Annotated in this window: 15 protein-coding genes and 1 pseudogene; 5 read left to right on the forward strand and 11 right to left on the reverse strand. The window is 60.5% G+C overall.

Annotated elements, in window-relative coordinates; all coding sequences use genetic code 11:
• The first annotated feature begins 60 nt into the window (after positions 1–60).
• Positions 61–1770, forward strand: a complete 1710-nt coding sequence (locus tag P3C18_RS18985) for an amidase (protein WP_275963361.1) — start codon at positions 61–63, stop codon at positions 1768–1770.
• Positions 1771–1865: 95 nt separating this feature from the next.
• On the opposite strand, the gene P3C18_RS18990 is transcribed toward P3C18_RS18985, so the two are convergent.
• From P3C18_RS18990 to P3C18_RS19030, 9 genes and pseudogenes are all read right to left on the reverse strand, one after another.
• Complete coding sequence (locus tag P3C18_RS18990; protein WP_275963362.1) at positions 1866–2606, reverse strand: Crp/Fnr family transcriptional regulator; 741 nt, start codon at positions 2604–2606, stop codon at positions 1866–1868.
• 282 nt (positions 2607–2888) lie between these two features.
• Positions 2889–3077 (reverse strand): annotated as a pseudogene (locus P3C18_RS18995) (DUF1348 family protein); the annotation flags it as partial.
• Between the two features lie 64 nt (positions 3078–3141).
• The gene (locus P3C18_RS19000; RefSeq protein WP_275963363.1) at positions 3142–3621 is read right to left on the reverse strand and encodes a GNAT family N-acetyltransferase; all 480 of its coding nucleotides are present in this window, start codon (positions 3619–3621) and stop codon (positions 3142–3144) included.
• Between the two features lie 148 nt (positions 3622–3769).
• Positions 3770–4246, reverse strand: a complete 477-nt coding sequence (locus P3C18_RS19005; protein WP_275963364.1) for a nuclear transport factor 2 family protein — start codon at positions 4244–4246, stop codon at positions 3770–3772.
• A gap of 289 nt (positions 4247–4535) precedes the next feature.
• The gene (locus tag P3C18_RS19010; RefSeq protein WP_275963365.1) at positions 4536–6596 is read right to left on the reverse strand and encodes a pyridoxamine 5'-phosphate oxidase family protein; all 2061 of its coding nucleotides are present in this window, start codon (positions 6594–6596) and stop codon (positions 4536–4538) included.
• A gap of 51 nt (positions 6597–6647) precedes the next feature.
• Positions 6648–7277, reverse strand: coding sequence for a glutathione S-transferase (locus P3C18_RS19015; RefSeq protein ID WP_275963366.1), 630 nt, complete (start codon positions 7275–7277; stop codon positions 6648–6650).
• Between the two features lie 151 nt (positions 7278–7428).
• The gene (locus P3C18_RS19020) at positions 7429–8331 is read right to left on the reverse strand and encodes a LysR family transcriptional regulator (RefSeq protein ID WP_275963367.1); all 903 of its coding nucleotides are present in this window, start codon (positions 8329–8331) and stop codon (positions 7429–7431) included.
• Between the two features lie 3 nt (positions 8332–8334).
• On the reverse strand, positions 8335–9231 hold the full coding sequence (locus P3C18_RS19025) for a LysR family transcriptional regulator (RefSeq protein ID WP_275963368.1): 897 nt from the start codon (positions 9229–9231) through the stop codon (positions 8335–8337).
• Between the two features lie 438 nt (positions 9232–9669).
• Entirely contained in the window at positions 9670–10443 is a 774-nt protein-coding gene (locus P3C18_RS19030) for an alpha/beta hydrolase (protein ID WP_275963369.1), read from the reverse strand.
• A gap of 90 nt (positions 10444–10533) precedes the next feature.
• Between P3C18_RS19030 and P3C18_RS19035 the strand changes: the two genes are divergently transcribed.
• Positions 10534–11973 carry an HD domain-containing phosphohydrolase gene (locus P3C18_RS19035; RefSeq protein ID WP_275963370.1) on the forward strand — a complete coding sequence of 480 codons (1440 nt, stop codon included), beginning with the start codon at positions 10534–10536 and terminating at the stop codon, positions 11971–11973.
• Between the two features lie 28 nt (positions 11974–12001).
• Here P3C18_RS19035 and P3C18_RS19040 read toward each other — a convergent pair whose 3' ends face one another.
• The gene (locus P3C18_RS19040; protein ID WP_275963371.1) at positions 12002–12919 is read right to left on the reverse strand and encodes a LysR family transcriptional regulator; all 918 of its coding nucleotides are present in this window, start codon (positions 12917–12919) and stop codon (positions 12002–12004) included.
• Between the two features lie 116 nt (positions 12920–13035).
• Between P3C18_RS19040 and P3C18_RS19045 the strand changes: the two genes are divergently transcribed.
• Together P3C18_RS19045 and P3C18_RS19050 are read left to right on the forward strand one after the other, a co-directional pair.
• Complete coding sequence (locus P3C18_RS19045; protein WP_275963372.1) at positions 13036–13365, forward strand: nuclear transport factor 2 family protein; 330 nt, start codon at positions 13036–13038, stop codon at positions 13363–13365.
• Entirely contained in the window at positions 13362–14135 is a 774-nt protein-coding gene (locus tag P3C18_RS19050) for an SDR family oxidoreductase (RefSeq protein ID WP_275963373.1), read from the forward strand. The genes P3C18_RS19045 and P3C18_RS19050 overlap by 4 nt, the downstream gene beginning before the upstream one ends.
• A 28-nt stretch (positions 14136–14163) precedes the next feature.
• Here the strand turns inward: P3C18_RS19050 and P3C18_RS19055 are convergent, their stop codons facing one another.
• Complete coding sequence (locus P3C18_RS19055) at positions 14164–14859, reverse strand: tRNA (adenine(22)-N(1))-methyltransferase TrmK (RefSeq protein WP_346015640.1); 696 nt, start codon at positions 14857–14859, stop codon at positions 14164–14166.
• Between the two features lie 1004 nt (positions 14860–15863).
• On the opposite strand from P3C18_RS19055, the gene P3C18_RS19060 reads away from it, so the two are divergent.
• Entirely contained in the window at positions 15864–19331 is a 3468-nt protein-coding gene (locus P3C18_RS19060) for a hypothetical protein (protein WP_275963374.1), read from the forward strand.
• The last annotated feature ends 385 nt before the right edge of the window (positions 19332–19716 follow it).

Raw genomic sequence — 19716 nt, forward strand, 5'->3', positions numbered from 1 at the left:
ACACAACAGTGCCACGAGAACCGATATGAACAACCTTCTGCAACAGCCAGCGGTGACAGCATGATCGAGGTAACCGAGCTTTCCATTGCCGAACTGCGCGCCGCGCTCGAAGCAGGCCAGACCACGGCGGTCGAACTGGTGCAGGCCTACCTCGCCCGCATCGATGCCTACGACGCCGCCGGGACGCCGACCCAACTTAACGCAGTCGTCGTGCGCAACCCCGATGCGCTCAAGGAAGCCCAGGCCTCCGATGCGCGCCGCGCCCGTGGCGAGACCCTCGGCCCGCTCGACGGCATACCCTACACCGCCAAGGACAGCTACCTGGTCAAGGGCCTGACCGCTGCCTCCGGCAGCCCGGCCTTTAAGGACCTGGTCGCCTATCGCGATGCCTTTACCGTCGAGCGCTTGCGCGGCGCCGGGGCCATCTGCCTGGGCAAAACCAATATGCCGCCCATGGCCAACGGCGGCATGCAGCGCGGCGTCTATGGCCGTGCGGAAAGCCCGTACAACGCCGGCTACCTCACCGCGCCTTTCGCTTCCGGCTCATCCAACGGCGCCGGCACCGCCACAGCGGCGAGCTTTGCCGCTTTTGGCCTGGCCGAAGAAACCTGGTCGAGCGGTCGCGGCCCAGCCTCGAACAACGGTCTGTGCGCCTACACGCCGTCGCGCGGAGTGATCTCGGTGCGCGGTAACTGGCCACTGACGCCGACCATGGACGTGGTGGTGCCCTACGCGCGGACCATGGCCGATCTGCTCGAAGTGCTCGACATCGTGGTCGCCGATGACCCGGACAACCGTGGCGACCTCTGGCGCCTGCAGCCCTGGGTGGCGATCCCGAAAGCCTCCGACGTGCGCCCCGCCGTCTATGCCGACCTGGCCGCCAAGGCCGATGCTCTGGCCGGCAAACGCTTTGGCGTGCCGCGTATGTTTATCAACAAGGATGACGCCGCCGGCACCAGCGAGAACCCAGGCATCGGCGGCCCGACTGGTCAACGCATCCACACCCGCGCCTCAGTGATCGACCTGTGGGAAACCGCACGCAAGGCGCTGGAAGCCGCCGGCGCCGAAGTCATCGAAGTGGACTTCCCACTGGTGTCCAACTGCGAAGGCGACCGCCCCGGCGCGCCGACCGTATACAACCGCGGCATCGTCACCCCGGAGTTTTTGCATGATGAACTGTGGGAACTGAGCGGCTGGGCCTTTGACGACTTTCTGCGCGCCAATGGCGACCCCAAGCTAAACAAACTCGCCGACGTCGACGGCCCGCAGATTTTCCCCCACGACCCCGGCACCCTGCCCAATCGCGAAGGCGACCTGGCCGCCGGCATGGATGAATACGTCAATATGGCCAAGCGCGGCCTGAAGACCTGGGAGCAGATCGACACCCTGCCCGACGGCCTGCGCGGCCTGGAACACACCCGCAAACTCGACCTGGAAGACTGGATGGACCAACTCGGCCTCGACGCCGTGCTGTTCCCCACCGTCGCCGATGTCGGCCCGGCGGATGCCGATGTAAACCCCGCGTCTGCGGACATCGCATGGAGCAACGGTGTCTGGGTAGCCAACGGCAACCTGGCCATCCGTCACCTCGGCGTACCCACCGTCACCGTGCCGATGGGCGTAATGGCCGACATCGGTATGCCCGCAGGCCTAACCTTCGCCGGCCGCGCCTACGACGACTCAGCCCTGCTGCGCTTTGCCGCCGCGTTCGAGTCCACCGGCTCGAAGCGTCTGGTGCCACCACGCACGCCGCCTTTGCAGGGTGGCTGAAAACGCAAAACTGTGAGCCCGTCAGGAGCTGTAGGCAATGGGTAGGCCGGCGCTGAGTGCAGCGAAGCCCACCGGCAGCCCTGATGGGCAATAAATCAGTCCGTTTTTATCAGCTGCGCGGCGCGCAAGGCACTCGGAAACAGACGCTCGAACTCGTTTCTAACCACCGCATAACACTCGCAGGAACGCCCCTCCAGACCCGGCCGATCGAGCAGCGTAATACAACCACGGCTGTAGCTGATGAGCCCGGAGCGCCGGAGATTTCCGGCCATTTCGGACACCCCGCCGCGCCGCACCCCGAGCATGCTGGCGATCAACTCTTGAGTCATCCGTCGTTGATTCACCGGCAAGCGATCAAAGCACTGCAATAACCAACGGCATAATTGCTGGTCCAATGAATGCACGCGGACGCACACCAGGCGCTGGGCCATTTGCGTAAGCAGCGCCTGGGTGTAGCGCAGCAGTAACTGTTGCAGCGGGGCGGCGTGATCAAAGGGCGACATAAGCACCTGCCCTTTCAAGCGGTAGGCCGAGCCCGAACTCTGCACGATAGCTTGGCTGAGGGTGGTCTCGCCGCCCATGTACAAGGCCATGCCCACTGCGCCTTCATTACCGACTAAGGCGATTTCCACCGAAGAACCATCCTCGACGCCGTACAACAACGAAACAATAGAATCGATTGGGAAATAGAGATAACGCATGGGCTCCCCAGGCCCGTACAGCACAGTGCCGCTGGGTAATGGGATCAGTTCGAGAAAGGGCAGCAGGCGTCCTAGCTCCTCGTCAGGTAGGGCGGCCAACAGGTGGTTTTCGCGTGGATTGGCAGCGGTCGACATAGCATCCTTTGAGCAACGGCACAGCTCTCTTTTGCAGGCCGATGGCATCATGGCGATAAACGCCAAGGAGTTCTGTCCGTTTGCGTACACAGCGCGAAAAGTTACATTTCACCGGCCGCGTCTATGACGACTCAGCCCTGCTAAGCGTTACCGCTGCTGTCGATTCCATTGGTTCGAAGTGCCTGATGACGCCTCTATCACGAGCCTGAAAGCAAAAACGGGATTGGCGCGCAAGGCGTCAATCCCGTTTTGTCTTACTCGAGTGGCTTAGGTCGATTGCCGTTAAAGCCCCAACTGCGAAAGCCCCGGATGGTCATCAGGGCGACGGCCCAAGGGCCAGCGGAATTTGCGTTCGGATTCCTGAATAGGCAGGTCGTTGATGCAGGCAAAGCGATGGGCCATCAGGCCGTTTTCGGCGAACTCCCAATTCTCGTTGCCGTAGGAGCGAAACCAGTTGCCTGAGTCGTCGTGCCTCTAAGTATCACCCGGCAAAGCCGGGGGATTCCTTGTTCTATTTAATAGGGAGCGCTGTAAATCAGCGTTCAATCCAAAGCATTGTCTGAACCGTAATATGCGGATGACTGTCTAGCGGCTCCCATTCATCCAGGAAAGTAAAACCCTGTTTCAGATAGAAATTCGAGGCTCTTGCATTATCGGTGGAGACCTCCAGATACACGCGATCAAAACCTTTCTCCGTCGCGCGATTTTTCACTGCTTCGACCAGTTGAGTGGCCACACCAGAGCCTCGTGCAGCAGGTTCAACCCACATCCCAATCAGGCTAAAGCGCTGCGCGCCACTGACTACAGCACCCACCATGGCGACAGGTCGGTCTTGCTCGAAGGCCAGCCAGAACTCTGTTCCGGCCGATGAGGCTCTGTCTTTCCACTGTTCGTCACTGTATGCGGCGGCCGTTTGATAACTCACAGCAAACGCCGTTGGCGTGTCCAAAAGTGCGGCGAGTCGGACTTGCTTTAAAAGCATCCAGTCTTTTGTTTCCGTTGATCGAATGCCCATGATCTTCCCTGGAAAATTAACCTCACCTCAACCTCTCACAAGCGTTCCGAGGGAGCAACCAGACTCGCGGGGCGTAATGACAAAGCCTGGCCGGTAGCTGGCAACCACCCACATCCGCGCAATACTAACCATCCGAAGTCGACTGAACCTACAACCCCAACTGCGAAAGTCCCGGATGGTCATCAGGGCGACGGCCCAATGGCCAGCGGAATTTGCGTTCGGACTCATCAATGGGCAGGTCGTTGATGCAGGCAAAGCGGTGAGCCATCAGGCCGTTTTCGGCGAACTCCCAGTTCTCGTTACCGTAGGAACGAAACCAGTTGCCTGAGTCGTCGTGCCATTCGTAGGCATAACGCACGGCGATGCGGTTATCGGTAAAGGCCCACAGCTCCTTAATCAAGCGGTACTCCAGTTCTTTGCGCCATTTGCGCTCTAAAAACGCCTGCGCCTCGGCACGGCTGGTAACGAATTCCGCGCGGTTGCGCCATTGGGTATCCGGCGTATAGGCCAGGGCTACTTTCGACGCATCGCGGCTGTTCCAGCCATCTTCGGCGAGGCGGACTTTTAAGATGGCGGACTCGCGGGTAAAGGGCGGAATCGGTTGACGAATTTCAGCGTTAGACATGGCGATTGCTCCTGTTTTTTGTAAATGGAGAGAGCGATAACGGGTTATGGCTGCGCACTCACAGCGCGTCGACTGAGCCAACGGGGAGGCATTCTTGGCGCCCGCAACGCGGCGAACAGCTGCCTCAATCCGTGCGATAGCCACGCCGTCGTGGCGTACGTCGGGTACTCCGCACCGGGCAGCATTTGTGGCAGCAGATAGTTCACCTCCCACTCCCCTGGCGTTTCCCGCAACGCTGCGGGCGAGTCGTAGCCGCCAAGTATTTCGCTGTTCATGTCGCAGCACCTCGCTAGAGATCAAGCACCAGGGGTTGGATAGCGCCGTCCAGTTCCGCCGGTACGGCGCAGCAGATCAGCACGCTGCCGCTTTCTGGCAGTTGTGCCGGTGGGTTGGGGTAATGCACGTTGCCGCTGACCAGGCGCGTTTTACAGGTGCCGCACGAACCACCCCGGCAGCTGAAGTCGGGGTTCAAGCCACGGCTTTCCGCCAGTTCCAGCAGGCTGCCGCTGCCTGGTGCCCAGCGCGCCTCTTTTGCCGACGAGGCGAAATAGACCGGCACCGGCACGCTGGCGGCGGGCAGCTGAATCGGTGCAGCCGACTGTTCAACCGCTGAGCGTTGCAACGTCGAGGGGCCGAATGCTTCCGCGTGGATGCGCTCATCGACAATATTCAGCGCCCGCAGCCCGTCGTACATGGCCTGCAGAAAACCGCCGGGGCCGCACAGGTAGAAGTCGTAGTCATCCAGCGGCAGCCGCGCCTTGACCTGGGCAAAGTCGAGGCGGCCGGCGATTTCAAAGTCACGGCCAACAACCGCCTCAGTTCCTGGGCTGCTGAGTGCGCGGTGGATATGCAGGTGCTCGGCATCACGTTGCTGCAGCGCCTTGAGTTCGGCCTGGAACGGCAAGTCCTCCAGAGTTCTGGCGCTCTGGAATAGATACACATGGCGTTGCCGCTGCTGCTGCACATTCTGCGCGGCCAGCTCACGGAACATCGAGAGCAAGGGCGTGATGCCGACCCCAGCAGCGATCAACACCACCGGGCGCTCGCTTTCCTCAATCAGGGTGAAGCTGCCCATGGGCGGGCGAACCTCCAGCACATCGCCCACCTGCACCTGCTTGTGCAGGTGATACGAGGCCGGCCCCTGGGCTTTGACGCTGATGCGGATATGCCCGTCAGACGGCGCGCTGGAAACGCTGTAGGTGCGGATCAGCGACACTTCAGCGCCAGCTGTTTGCAGGCGTAGCGGCATATGCTGCCCAGGGGTGAACGCCACCGCCGCGTTATCCAGCGGCTGGAGATAAAACGAGCGGATGTCCTGGCTCTCCTGCTGCACCTGGGTCACGCGCCATTGCTGCCACTGTCGGCGTTGCTCGTTCTGGCGCAGTTTCTCGTCCGCGTCAGCCCAATTACCGGTGGCCAGGCTGGTCGGCGCGTAGTCGTGAAATTCCCAGCGCAGCGATACGGCAGCCGGGCGCAATACCGCCTGCTCAACCTCGAAGGTCCACAGACGCTCGGCACTTTCAAAGGCGTGGATCATCGGGCTATCGAGAATCAGCTCGGTGCGGCCGGTGAGTTGCAGCAGGTCGCCCGTAGTGAAATCGACAAACAGCAAGCCGGCGACAGGGTTGGCCTGCAGGTTGCCCAAGGTGTTGAAGAACAGGTTGCCGGCGTAATCGGGGATGGTCAGCCGATTGCCTTCGACTTTGACAAAGCCGGCGCGGCCGCCGCGATGCGACACGTCCACCGAGCGGCTGTGCGCGTCATGGTCGAAGTAGCTGGCGATAAAGAAGGTGTCAGCCGCGCGGATCATCTCAGTCGTGCGGGCATTTAACTCCGTGAAATCCTCGCGTGCAGCGCGATGCTTCAGCGGCGCCGTAGTGCGGCTATAGCTGCGGGCCTGGATGTACTTGGGGCAGTTGCCGTAGGAATGCTCGACCGCCACGGCCAGGCCAGCGGCAGAGACCTGCTGGATCACCCCGTTGATGCGATTGCGCCGCCGCGTATGCAGTTCGATACCGAGCAGGCCGATGGCCTGGCCAGCTTGCAGGCCGGCAGCGGCCGGGTCCTGCGCATCGGGTTGTACGGCCACTAGCAACTGCTGCGGATCGGGCGAGGTGACGAAACCTTCCGGCCCCTCAAGCAGGGTCGCCCAGGGCCGCTGCTGTGCATCGACCGCGCCGACCAGCATAAACGGCAGTTGCTGGTAGAACTCGCGGTGCTGGGCGGGCATGTAATCGCGAATGACCTTCTGCCCGATCACCTCCATGCGTTCGGAGACGCCGTAGGTTTCCTGAAGCGTTTTTTCCCCGGCATGCCAGGGTGAGCGGCGGTGTTTGGGCAGATGATCCATGCTGTGCGCTCCTCGATAGGGCTGCCGGGAAGCCCGGCAGCCTGCGGCGACTCAGGCTGCTTGCAGGCCTGCTGCAGTGCGTTGCATAGGCACAAAACCGGGCAATGCTTCGACCCGCTGCAGCCAGGCGCGCACGTTCGGGTAGGCCTCAAGCGAGACATTGCCTTCCGGCGCATGGGCGATGTAGGTGTAGTTGGCGACATCGGCGATGGTCGCTGTGTTACCTGCCAGGAAAGGCGCGGCGGCCAGTTCGCTGTCCATCACTTTGAGCAAGGCATGGGAGCGCGCAATCACATCCTCGGCATTCAATGGCGCGCCGAACACAGTGATCAACCGAGCCGATGCCGGGCCGTAAGCCAGTTGGCCAGCCGCCACCGACAGCCAGCGCTGAATGCGCGCAGCAGCAAGGGGCTCTTCAGCCAACCAGGCACCGTTGCCATATTTCTTGGCCAGATAAACCAGAATGGCATTCGAGTCGCTGAGGATGGTGCCGTTGTCGTCGATAACCGGCACCTGACCGAAGGCGTTGATGGCGAGGAATTCAGGCTTCTTGTGCGCCCCGTTGGCCAGGTCGACAAACACCAATTCGGTGGGCAGCTTTAACAGTGAGAGCAGCAGTTCAACGCGATGGGCGTGGCCAGAAAGCGGGTGGCGATAGAGTTTGATGGCTGGCTGAGACATGGTGCGGCTCCGTGTGGGGTCAGGGTAGTCAGCGGCGTCAAACCGGGTTGGCGGCTTTTGCGCTGGTAGGTTCATGCTGCGCTCACTCGCGGCTAAGCAGAATCACCATGCAGAGCAATGCATAATTTCGTTTTGTAAAAGAATGCGGTTGTTAGCCAAGAAATGCCGGATGAGCGCGCAGCCTGGGCGTGGCGAAGTCGATAAAAGTGCGCACCCGTGCCTCGGCCCGGCGGCCGTCGCGGTAGATCAACTGTGCAGGCAGGTCCTGGCTAACAAAGCCGCTCAATACCGGCTCAAGCAAGCCGCTGCGCACTTCATGGTGCACCTCGTAGCTCATGCAGCGAATCAGCCCCAATCCCAGGGTTGCGGCATGGATGGCCGCGCGCTGGGTGGTGCAGGTCAGCACTGGCGCGGGCCTCACCAGGCGCGTGGCGCGCTCGTAACGAAAGCGCCATTCGTTGTGCTGGCCGCTGGCTGTGGTCAATACCGCGCGGTGTGCTTTGAGGTCGTCCGGCGTCTGCGGGCGCCCCCACTTTGCCAAGTAACCGGGAGCGCCGCAGACAACCGGTTGCACCTTGCCCACCGGCATGGCGAAGCCGGAAGAGTTCGGCAAATGGCCCACCACCAGGGCGATATCAATGCCTTCCTCAAGCAGTTTTGGCACGCCTTCGCTGGCCCGGGTAACCAGCTGCACGTCGGGGAACGCTGCCAGATAGTCGAGGGCGATAGGCATCAATACCTGCTGATCCATCAGCATCGGTAACGACAGGGTCAAGCGACCGGCAGGGCATGCATGCAGGCCGGCGGCGGAGCGTTCGGCAACCGCGGCTTGTTCGAGAATCTGCCGACAGCTAACGGCAAACTGCTCGCCCGTCGGGCTCAACTCGACGCCGCGCGGCCCACGAATAAGCAGGTGGTTGTTCAGCCGTGCTTCCAGTGCGGCAATGCTGCGCATGATGGTCGCAGGGGAAAGCGCCAGCTGGCGCGCCGCCGCTGCCAGGCTACCGGCTTGCACCACCGCAGCGAACACCTGCATCTGCTGATAGCGGCTCATGCGCTAGGCGCTCCCGACCTGTTGCAGCGCCGGGTCCTGCAGGAAACGACTGGCACAAAAGTCGACAAAGGTACGCACCTTGGCCGGCACCCGTCCGCCGCCTTGATAGAGCACATGCACCGGCAGCGCGGCGGCTTCAAAGCTATCGAGGATGATCTCCAACTCACCCTTGGCCACCCGCTCGGCCACCTGATACGACAGCACCCGCGTCAGCCCCCAGCCCAGGCATGCGGCATTGATCGCCGCCTGATTGGAACTCACCAGCAGGCGCGGTTTGGGGTGCAGGGTCAGAGAGCTGCTGCCCAGGTTGAACTGCCAATCGGTAAGTAGGCTGCTGGCGGACGACATCACGATAGGCGCGGCCAGCACCTCCTTGGGCTCTTGCGGCCGGCCAAAGCGTTCGAGAAAGGCCGGCGCGGCACAGATAACCGGGCGGATTTGCCCGACCTTGATGGCCTGCAGGCCGGTTTCCGGCAACTGACCAATGCGGATGGCGACGTCCACGCCCTCCTCCACCATATTTACCAGGCGATCCACCAACAGCGCATTGATCGTCACCTGTGGATGGGCCGACAGGTACTCGGTAATCAGCGGAATCAGGTACAGCTCGCCGAACATCACCGGCGCCGTCACGGTCAGGTTGCCCCGTGCCCGAATGCTGCTGCCGGTGGCCAACTCTTCGGCCTCTTCCAGCTCCAGCAGGATGCGTTTGCAGTCCTCCACATAACGCCGCCCCGCCTCGGTCAGGCGCAGGCTGCGTGTGCTGCGCGCCAATAGCAGCGTACCCAAGCGCTTCTCCAGCCCGGCAATTACCCGGGTCACGCTGGGCGGCGACATGCCCACCAGCTTGGCGCCACCGGCAAAGCTTTCCGCCTCGGCAACGGCCAGCAGCACCTTCATCTCCTGAAACCTATCCACACTCACCGCCCAACGTCGAGATTGGCTTTAAGAATTGCATAAAGCGCTACTAGCGTAGCGCCTGCTCACAGCCTACTGCTGAAACTATGCAGTGGCTGCGAGTCCTTACGGGAGAGGTTAAGCGCTTAATTTTGGCTATGTAGCCATTATCTGTGCAGGCCGATTTTGTAGGGTGGGTTAGCGGCGCGTCGGCGGTTATGGGAACGCCACGTAATTCGAGCGCCGCGTAACCCACCATTGCGGCTTGCCGGTAGACCGCCATGGTGGGTTACGGCGCGTTGAGCGTCGGTGGTGTTTATCTGATCCCGGTTCGCGCAATCCCCATGGATGGGGTGAATGCCGTAAGTCCGCCGGGAGCGGGCGCGGCCTAACCCACCCTACGTACTACCGCGCTTTATGCACCTTATCGGTGAACCGCAATCACTGCGCATCGACACTGCGTACTGCTTCGAGAATCACCTTGGCCACTGCGGCCGGCTGCGACTGCTGCGGCACATGGCTGGCGTTTACTTCGCTCAGGGTGGCGCCGATACGCTTGGCACTGGAGCGCTGTACGTCGGGGTGAATCATGCGGTCGTCAGTGGCGAGCAGGTACCAGGACGGCTTGGTCTTCCAGGCAGCGACTGTGGTGCGATCATCGAAGGCCGATGCCTTGATCGGGCCTTGGGTAGCAGTCATCACAGCGGTCTGTGCCGCCGGCAGATCCTGGGCGAAGTCCTTGGCCATGCCTTCTGGCGTCAGGTAGAGGAAACCGTTGCCGTCAGCCTTGATCTGGCTGATGCCAGGCGGGGTAGGCGCGCCCTTGCCTTGTTCGCCACTGAACTGGCCTGCATCAGGTGCGAAGGCGGCGACGTACACCAGGGCGCTGACGTTCTCGTGGGCGCCGGCTTCACTGATCACCGTGCCGCCCCAGGAGTGGCCGACCAGCACCACGTTGCCTGGCTGGTTGTTCAGCACGCGCTGCGTGGCGGCAACGTCATCGGCCAGCGAGGTCAGCGGGTTTTGTACGACCGTCACCGCAACCCCTTCGGCCTGCAAGTACGGCACTACCTTGGCCCAGTCAGAGCCGTCGGCGAAGGCGCCGTGTACGATGACCACCGAAGGCGTTGCCTCGGCAGCCTGACTGACACTTACCATCAGGGTGCTGGTCAGGGCGAAGGCAGCGGTAACGAGTTGCGACTTGAATGTTTTCATGGGCTGAACTCCTGTGTTGGGAGTTCAAATTCTGCTGACGGGCCTGCTTAGCGGGTATCGGTCATTTATCCGACCCAGGGGCTTTATTTCATGGATAGCGCATTGCGATTCGACATCTCATTGAGCGGCGCACTGGGGGCTATCTCCCAGGTCGGCGACCTCAGCATGGGCCAGCCCCTTGGCCACTCCCAGCGCGTTGCCCGCCTGGCGCAGATGCTGGCCCGCGCCATGCACGGCGACGGCGAGCACCTGATGACGGCGCAACAGGTCGCCTTGCTGCGCTGGTCCGGCTGCACCGCCAATGCCGATGGTTTTGCCCATCTGCTGGGCAATGATGTCGACGGCCGCCGCGCGATGCTCGACCAGACCCTGGGCGCCGAACAGATGAACGCCGTGCACCAGGCGGCGCCACTCGCCGTGGTGCATTGCGAGGTGTCTGGCCAGATCGCGAAAACCCTCGAACTCGGCGCGCCAGTCGAAGCCGGCTTGTGCCGGATATTTGAAACCTATGACGGAACCGGCCGCCCTTTCGGCGTGAGCCACGAGCACATCCCGGACGTGGCCTACCAGGTGGTGCTGGCCGGCGACCTGGACATCCTCAGCCGCGCCCATGGCCTGGACGCGGCGCTGAGCTGGATCAGCGAACAATCCGACCGCCGCTACCCCGCCGCCCTCGCCACGTTGCTGGTGCGCAATGCCAAGGCCTGGCTGGCGGAACTGGAAAAAACGCCCGACGTGCAGGACGACACCCAACTCGAACGCCCCGTATCGCTGACCCTGGTGGGCGATGTGATCGATCTGAAGTTGCCCTGGCTGGCAGGTTATTCCCGGCAAGTGGCGCAGATCGCCGTCGAGGCCGCACGTTTGTGGGGGCTGCCAGAGCTAGATCAAACGGAGATTGGCAAAGCCGCGCTGATCCATGGCCTGGGCCGCGCAGCCGTCTCCAATCAGCTGTGGAACACCGCCGGGCCGCTGCCCTACGGCGCCACAGAACGTATCCACCTAGTGCCCTACTGGACGCACAAGGCATCACGGCAAATCACTGAACTGGCCGCACCTGGCGAGATAGCCGCCCATGCCTACGAACGGCTCGACGGCAGCGGCTACTTTCGCGGCGCGCCGGCCGATGCCCAGTGCGCCGCGTATCGCTTGCTCGCCAGCGCGGTAGCCTGGGTAGCGTTAAGGAGCGCCAGGCCCTGGCGGCCCGCCCATAGCGAAGCAGAGGCAGCGCGGTTGCTCAAACAGGACGCCAGCCGTGGCCTGTTCGACGCGGAAATCTGCGCTGCGGTGATCGCTGCCGCACGTGGCGAACGCCGGCTGCCGCAGCCGAAGAGCGCGCTGCTCACCCCCCGCGAGTGCGCCATTCTGCTGGAAATCAGCCGTGGCGCCAGCAACAAGGAAGTGGCGCGCCGGCTGGAGATCAGCCCGAGCACCGTGCGCACCCATATGGAAAGCATCTTCCGCAAACTGGGTTGCTCCACCCGCGCGGCCGCCACCTTGAAGGGGCTGACCCTGGGCTTGATCGCCTGATCGCAGGCGCTTGGGGACAGCCGGGGAATTACCGCTGCTGGTCTTTGCTCGGCAGACTGGCGCGCGCCAGGGCGGTAAATGCCTTGAGCGCAGCGGAAGGGTTGCGCCGGTTCGGGTAGTACAGGCACAGGTTGTCGCGGGGCGGCGTCCACGCCTCCAGCACTCGCTCGAACTGCCCGGCGTCGAGTTCAGCCTGCACATCCTGCTGCATAAAAAAGCCTAGCCCCACACCTGCCTGCACCACCGCCTTGGCGACACTCGGCTCGTCCAGGGTGAGTTGGCCAGTCACATCAAGCCGGGTCACTTCGCCCGCGCGCTCGAAATGCCAGGGGTAGATCGCCCCATTGGGCAGACGGATGCGGATGCACTGATGCTTGAGCAAGTCCGCCGGGCTACGCGGCCGGCCGTGCTGGGCGAAGTACGCAGGCGAGCCGACCACGGCGTAGCGTTGCGGCTGGCCAAGCGGGATCACGATCATGTCGCTGGGCACAAGATTCTCGGCGCGTACGCCCAGATCGAAACCGTCCGCGACGATGTCCACCAGGCGGCCTTCGGTCACCAGGTCGATATGCACCTTCGGATACCGCTGCAGAAACTCCAACACCAGCGGCAGCAACGCGGCGCGGGCAGCACTGGCGAATGCATTGATGCGCAACACACCCGACGGCCCGGCATTGTGCGAGCGCACCGCTTCCAGCGCCGCACGCACCTCCTGCAACGCCGGGCCGACCTGCTCCAGGTACATCGCGCCCGCCTCGGTCAGCGACACACTGCGGGTGGTGCGATTGAACAGCCGCGTTTCTAGGCTCGCCTCCAGCTTGGCAATGGTGTGGCTCAACGCGGTGGTCGAAACATCCAGATCAATGGCCGCCTGCCGAAACGACGCCCGCCGCGCCACGGCCAGCACAGCTTCCAACTCATTGAGACCAAGGCGCGAATCTGCCATGTAATTGTCCTGATATTCGGGATAGGTCGTTAACATCTATCCCAGTTGAGCAAACTATCAACTGAGCGGCAAGATCACAGTCGTGAATCCCAATCCACTGTGAGAGGAAACAGGCCATGAACCTACAACTGCCTGACGCCGTACAGACCTACTTCGATGTCAGCAATGGCGGCGACATCTCGCGCCTTGCTGCCTGCTTCTACGCGGACGCCAGGGTGAGCGACGAAAACCGCACACACCACGGCATTGCCGCCATCGCAGCCTGGCAACAGCAGGCCCGCCAGGCGTTCACCTACAGCGTCGAGCCGCTAGAAGCGACGCAGAATGACGATTCGCTGAGCGTCACGGCGCGTCTGGTCGGTAACTTCCCTGGCAGCCCGCTGCAACTGAATCATCAGTTTCTGCTGCAGGACGGGCAGATCCGCTCACTGGAGATTGCGCCATGAACCTCGACCTGAGCGGCAAACGCGTGTTGGTCACCGGCGGCAGCAAAGGCGTCGGCCGCGCGGTGGTCGAGCTGTTTCTTGCCGAGGGGGCGCAGGTGCTGACTTGCGCCCGACAGGCCAGCAGCGATCTGCCGGCTGGGCTGTTTGTGCAGGCTGACCTCGCGACCCCGGAAGGCTGCGCAACCCTGGTCGCCGCAGCCAGGCAACGGCTGGGCGATGTGGACATCATCGTCCACGTCCTGGGAGGTTCGTCGGCCCCCAGCGGCGGCTTTGCGGTACTGGACGACGCACAGTGGCAACGCGAACTCGATCTGAACCTGCTGCCGGCCGTGCGTCTGGATCGCGCCCTGCTCCCGCAGATGCTGCAGCGCCAGAGCGGGGTGATCATCCATGTGACCTCGATTCAGAACCGCCTGCCCTTGCCCGAAGCCACCACGGCCTATGCAGCGGCCAAGGCGGCGCTGTCGACCTACAGCAAAAGCCTGTCGAAAGAAGTCTCGCCGCAAGGCGTGCGGGTGGTGCGGGTGTCGCCGGGTTGGATCGAGACCGAAGCGTCGGTGGCCTTGGCCGAGCGGCTGGCGCAGGAAGCCGGGACCGATTACGAGGGAGGGAAACGGATCATCATGGGTGCCCTCGGCGGTATTCCGCTCGGCCGCCCTGCCAAGCCCTCAGAGGTGGCTGACCTGATTGCCTTTCTGGCCTCGCCCCGCGCAGCCGCCATCACTGGCAGTGAGTTTGTGATTGATGGCGGAACGGTGCCAACTACCTAGTACTGCATGCTGGCCGCCTGAACCCGGTTTACGCCAGCAATTCAGTAATCCACTGCGTCTGTTGGGCGACTTTCTGCACCTTCTCTTCCGGCACCGCCTGGCGCGCCTGAGCGAAATCGGCCAGGGTCTGCTGCTTTAGACGCAGCATGCGTTGCCACTTGGCCAGGAACGCCGGGCTGCGCGCCTGCATTTGCAGCGGGCCAAAGTACAGCTCCTCGGCGCTGTAGCTCACCGGGCCAGAACGTTCGGCCACGATAATTTCGTAGGCAAAGCGATTCTCCCGCAGCACCTCCTCGCAGAGGATGCGGTAGCCATTTTCCATCAGCCATTGGCGCAGCGGCTGCTCGCCGCCATTGGGCTGCAGGATCAAACGCTCCTGCCCACTCAGGCGCGCCTTGCCGCTGTCGAGGATGTCGCGAATCCGCTCGCCGCCCATCCCGCAGATACTGATTGCCGTGATTGCATCGCTCGCCTCAATCGCCGCCAAACCATCGGCCAGACGCACACTGATGCGTTGGCTCAGCTCGCTTTCACGCACGCTGCGTTCAGCCGCGTGGAACGGCGTCAACGCCACCTCCCCCGCCACGGCTGCCTCGATGACACCACGGCGCATCAACGCCACCGGCAGATAGGCGTGATCCGAGCCAATATCAGCCAACCGCGCCCCTGCTGGCACATGCGCCGCCACACGTTCCAGGCGCATAGACAATGTCTGCTCGTTCAACTCCAGCCCCTTCTCAGCCTCGACGTCCGGCCATTGAGCCGAATCGGGGCGCGATTCTGTCGGGCAACGCCGTGCATGGCAAATCGCGGTGACCAGCGATATGTGCCCGACCAGAGCCTAGGGTTCAGCGGAGCACCAATAACGCCACTTAGTGATGGGCTGTTATCGGCCGATTCTGTTGAAAAAGTCGTCTTCTGAGAGAGCTACTTTTCGGCAGCTCAAAAATTGCTCGATTTCGGCGTTGCTACGTAAAAACCAAGGCAGCTCCACCTTCTGAGCGGATCGAATTTCAACGTCGCTAACGCACTTTCACTGGCAAAAATCGCAACGGGACTTTTTCAACAGAATCGGCCAACAGCAGTCATCAAGGCTGCCAAGCAGTGGCACCGAAGACGCCAAGCCTCACTACGAGGAGGGGCCTATCGGCAAGAAGTGAATACCCGGAGGACTTTGGATTTCCCGGTTTGGATTGCAGTCATGCTAGCCGGATAGAATCCGTCTCTCGACTATCTTCGTCTCGCCAGCCCTTTCTGCGTCAAAAGCGCCCTCAGGTTATATGCTAGGGCTTCAGTCAGCCTGACGGCCCCCAAATGCACTCACTATTTCAAGTAGACACTGCGGACATAAAAGTCCTGAACGACGAGCAAGCGCGCGCACTGATCGCAAGATTGTGTCGGGCTGAGATTCGCAAGCACGGGGGCTCCGAGTCAGCCGTCACCTGGGGTGGCGATCAAAGAGCAAAAGATGGAGGGGTGGACGTCAGGGTAGAGATAAATCCGCCACTGGAGATATCTGGCTATCTGCCCAATGACAACACAGCATTTCAGGTAAAGGCCGAAGTATTTCCCCCCAGCAAGATACCTGGGGAAATGGCGCCCAAGGGAGTGCTAAGACAAGCAATACGAGACCTGGCTACGACCAAAGGAAGTTACGTCATTGCCGCGACGCGAGATGACACCTCAGAGTCCGCTCTTGGTCTACGACTCGATGCAATGAGAGATTGCTTGTCGGCCAACGGCCTTGGCTCCTCGCCGCATATCGCCTTCTACGACGCAAGAAAGATTGCAGACTGGGTCGAGCAACACCCAGCAATCGTAGCTTGGGTCAAACACCAGCTAGGCAAACCACTTGTGGGTTGGCGCCCATATTCAGGATGGGCCTACCAGGAGACGACCGTCGACTCCGAATATCTGGTCGATGAGCGAGTCAAAGTGTTCACGCCTGGCGCCGAGAAGGGTATGAATATCTCGGCCACCATTGATCGCCTGCGACTCGATCTGTCGAAGGGGACAAGCGTACGCATCGTCGGTTTATCTGGCGTTGGCAAGACGAGATTGGTACAGGCACTCTTCGATCCGCGTGTAAAGACGAATCAGGCTGTGCTGAGTTCTGATGACGTGCTGTACACGGACCTTTCAGATGGGCCGTCACCTCAACCTTCAGCGATGCTTGAAGCTCTGATTGAAGACGGAAGTCAGTGTGTTCTCGTCGTGGACAATTGCGGAGCTGATACTCATCAGAAACTCACCGAGCTGCTTAAGAAATCGGGTAGCAAGATTGGCTTAGTTACTGTTGAGTACGACGTTCGCGACGACTTACCAGAGGCCACGAAATGCTACCGTCTCGAAGGCTCCTCCGATGACGTAATCAAGCGACTTCTTCAGCGGCGTTATCCGGTTCTATCAATCAGTGACGTTGAAACCATCACGACATTCTCAGACGGTAACGCTCGCGTCGCGTTTGCGCTGGCAGCGACGGTGACGACGACTGGTGAACTGGCGCGGCTGCGGGACTCCGAGTTGTTTAAGCGCTTGTTTCATCAGAAGAGTGTCGAGAGTGAAGATCTCCTCAGATGTGCGGAAGCGGCCAGTATCCTGTACTCGTTCGATGGCGAGGACGATGGTCCTGAGGCAGAGCTCAGCAAAATTGCCGCTGCTGCTGACGTTCCATTGAGCACTCTGCAGCGGAAAGTGGTCGATCTACAGCGAAGAGGCCTCGTACAGAAACGTGGTAAATGGCGTGCTGTTCTGCCACACGCTATTGCCAATCGACTCGCAGCCCAGGCACTAGAAGCAATACCCAAATCGAAAATTGTGAATGTCTTTGTCGAAACTGCTACCGACCGTGTTGTCCGTTCGTTCTCGCGGCGACTTGGTTACTTACATGAAAGTGCAAAAGCCGCCGAGCTCATACGGGACTGGCTCTCGCCATCTGGGCGTTTTGGCGACCTATCGACTCTCAATGACATTGGCCATGAGATCTTTCACAACATTGCGCCTGTATCCCCAAAGATAGCCCTAGCGGCGATTGGACGGGCCGCCAATACCCCTAGCTTCCTTTCGGACGAAAACAGCAAGCGTGCTCAATATGCGCAGACGTTGAAAGCCATCGCGTTCGAATACGAAGACTTCGATATCGCCGCCGATATTCTCGTCCGGTTTGCCTTGCTGGATCCCAAGGGAAATGGGGGGCACGAATCTACTGTAGAAATTTTGAAGTCTCTGTTTTTCTGCGTGCTATCCGGTACGAATGCCCCCCCTAATCAAAGGGCAGAGTTCGTAATAAAACTGCTTGAGTCTGGCGATGCCGAGCGAGAGCAGTTGGGGCTGTTGCTGCTCGATGCGGCGCTTGAGGCAGGGCATTTTACCTCCGTGAGCAGATTCGATTTCGGAGCTCGAAAGCGGAGCGAGGGGTGGGCTCCGGAATCCCGATCAGACGTTGAGGCGTGGTTTATGCCATTCCTCCGCATGGCACTCGACATTGGTAAGCAGAAATCCGACCTTGCTGAAAGTTGCAGATCTATTTTGGGTCGCCGCTTAAGAGGACTTTGGCTTGGCACGAGTCTGAGGCCAGAAGTGTGTGCAGCCGTAATAGAACTGGCTTCAGTCGTGAGCTGGCCTCAAGGTTGGTTTGGAGTCAAAAGCATCCTTCGCTATGACTCGGGCAAATGCGATGAGTCAGTTCAGAACGAGCTGCGCGAGTTGGAGGGGCTTCTCAAACCGAAGGCTATACCCGACATGATTCGAGCTCGACTTCTAGACTCGAACCATTTCGACTTGGATCTTGATGGCGATGCTACAGATCAGCTCGCTAAAACGCCTGGTGAGCGAATCCGCAGATCAAACCAGGCCGTGGAGGAGCTTGGGGAGGCTGCTGCCACCATTGACGGCCTTCTCTTGGAGTTACTCCCGCAATTGATCTCAACCGAGTCAGGAGCCAATGCATTTCCTTTCGGGGTTGGCGTTGGAAAGCAGGTTGCGGACCCGAGATGGATTTTGGATGCGGCAAAGGAACATATCGCCACTGCCACGGCAGGAGCAGTCGGTCTCTTGTTCCTACGCGGCTTGCTCAACGGCTGGCACTATGCATCTCCCACTTCTGCCGAGGAGTTCCTCGACAGTGCGGTAAGTGATGCAGTTTGGGTCAAGTGGATCATGGACCTGCATTGCTGCATACCGATGAACCAAGCGGCTTACGCTCGTATCCACCAATCAATCAAGGCTGGGACTACTCCTGCCTGGCAATACTCCTATCTCGGAATGGGCAGACAAACCGACGCATTCTCTGTTGCAGAGATTGGTGAGTTGCTTGCTGCGATAGCACTGCTGCCTGATGGAGGTGTTGTGTTTCTCGACGTCCTTTCTATGGTCGTCCACTGCGCGTCAGATCACGATGATGCGTACAAGGAGTCTCTGGCGATAACCTGCCTGAATCTTTTGCGCTCAGCCCACTGGGCTCAGGTTCTTGGGGGGCGCGCCAATAGCGCTTACCACATTGAGAGCGTATTGGAGTTTTCACTGAAGCGACTAGCTTCTTCCGAAGCAGCGCTGGAGGTTTTGAGCGGTCTAGTTGCCTTTGCGCGCACGAGGGAATGTAGTTATTCCGATAGGGATGCCATCAAAGTCGCCATCTCGTCATTCCTCAGGCACATGCCGCGACGAGCGCTCGACGCGATCTATGTTCCCGGCGAAGAAGCTTACTACCGCCAGATGTCGCCGGTGATTGGACGTCCGTACAGTGACCGGAAGGAAACAGCACTGAGCGTAGTCCCAGTGGACGTATTGATCGATTGGTGTAATGCATCGCCGCCTGATCGTTACGTGTTCGCGGCACGGAGCTGCAAGCTGTTCGACACCCGAAGTCGAGCAAGTGAAGAGCATACCGATATCGACTCTGTGGACGATTCTGAGTTGGTTATTTCGGATGCCGCGCTCGCTTTGCTCGCTAATGCTCCTGATAAGAAGGCTGTAATCGAAGCCTATTTGAAGCGATTTGCTCCTTCAGGCTGGTCCGGGTCTTTGGCCGAAATCCTGAAGAAACGGATTCCGCTTCTCGATGCTCTGAGTCTCGGTAACGAGGAACAGCTGAAGCCAGTATTGGCGACAGCTAGAGCTAGCCTCGAACGAAGAATCGCAGCGGAAGAGCTTCGAGAGGACGAAGAGGAGCGCGAGCGTACTGGGAGCTTCGAATAGCCTAGCCCGACGCCTCCATTGGCCGGTAGCTGCCCGCCCTAACCGGCAGCTATTGGCCGATTCTGTTGAAAAAGTCGTCTTCTGAGAGAGCTACTTTTCGGCAGCTCAAAAATTGCTCGATTTCGGCGTTGCTACGTAAAAACCAAGGCAGCTCCACCTTCTGAGCGGATCGAATTTCAACGTCGCTAACGCACTTTCACTGGCAAAAATCGCAACGGGACTTTTTCAACAGAATCGGCCGACTGCGGCCTATCGTGCATTCAGCTACCAACCCGCCCTGCAATTGTCGCGGTAAAAGGACAAAAGGGTTGTCATGCACAACTGCACAGGCTCCGACATCGCGCGGCTATTCGGCCTTCCCCACAATTCTGCCGCGACGCAACGA

The sequence above is a fragment of the Pseudomonas sp. 1928-m genome, assembly GCF_029269135.1.
Taxonomy (GTDB): Bacteria; Pseudomonadota; Gammaproteobacteria; order Pseudomonadales; family Pseudomonadaceae; genus Aquipseudomonas.

Bases quoted from the DNA above. Each gene is read 5' to 3' on its own strand.
- P3C18_RS18985 (WP_275963361.1), top strand. From the start codon at position 61: ATGATCGAGGTAACCGAGCTTTCCATTGCCGAACTGCGCGCCGCGCTC.
- P3C18_RS18990 (WP_275963362.1), bottom strand. From the start codon at position 2,606: ATGTCGACCGCTGCCAATCCACGCGAAAACCACCTGTTGGCCGCCCTA.
- P3C18_RS19000 (WP_275963363.1), bottom strand. From the start codon at position 3,621: ATGGGCATTCGATCAACGGAAACAAAAGACTGGATGCTTTTAAAGCAA.
- P3C18_RS19005 (WP_275963364.1), bottom strand. From the start codon at position 4,246: ATGTCTAACGCTGAAATTCGTCAACCGATTCCGCCCTTTACCCGCGAG.
- P3C18_RS19010 (WP_275963365.1), bottom strand. From the start codon at position 6,596: ATGGATCATCTGCCCAAACACCGCCGCTCACCCTGGCATGCCGGGGAA.
- P3C18_RS19015 (WP_275963366.1), bottom strand. From the start codon at position 7,277: ATGTCTCAGCCAGCCATCAAACTCTATCGCCACCCGCTTTCTGGCCAC.
- P3C18_RS19020 (WP_275963367.1), bottom strand. From the start codon at position 8,331: ATGAGCCGCTATCAGCAGATGCAGGTGTTCGCTGCGGTGGTGCAAGCC.
- P3C18_RS19025 (WP_275963368.1), bottom strand. From the start codon at position 9,231: ATGAAGGTGCTGCTGGCCGTTGCCGAGGCGGAAAGCTTTGCCGGTGGC.
- P3C18_RS19030 (WP_275963369.1), bottom strand. From the start codon at position 10,443: ATGAAAACATTCAAGTCGCAACTCGTTACCGCTGCCTTCGCCCTGACC.
- P3C18_RS19035 (WP_275963370.1), top strand. From the start codon at position 10,534: ATGGATAGCGCATTGCGATTCGACATCTCATTGAGCGGCGCACTGGGG.
- P3C18_RS19040 (WP_275963371.1), bottom strand. From the start codon at position 12,919: ATGGCAGATTCGCGCCTTGGTCTCAATGAGTTGGAAGCTGTGCTGGCC.
- P3C18_RS19045 (WP_275963372.1), top strand. From the start codon at position 13,036: ATGAACCTACAACTGCCTGACGCCGTACAGACCTACTTCGATGTCAGC.
- P3C18_RS19050 (WP_275963373.1), top strand. From the start codon at position 13,362: ATGAACCTCGACCTGAGCGGCAAACGCGTGTTGGTCACCGGCGGCAGC.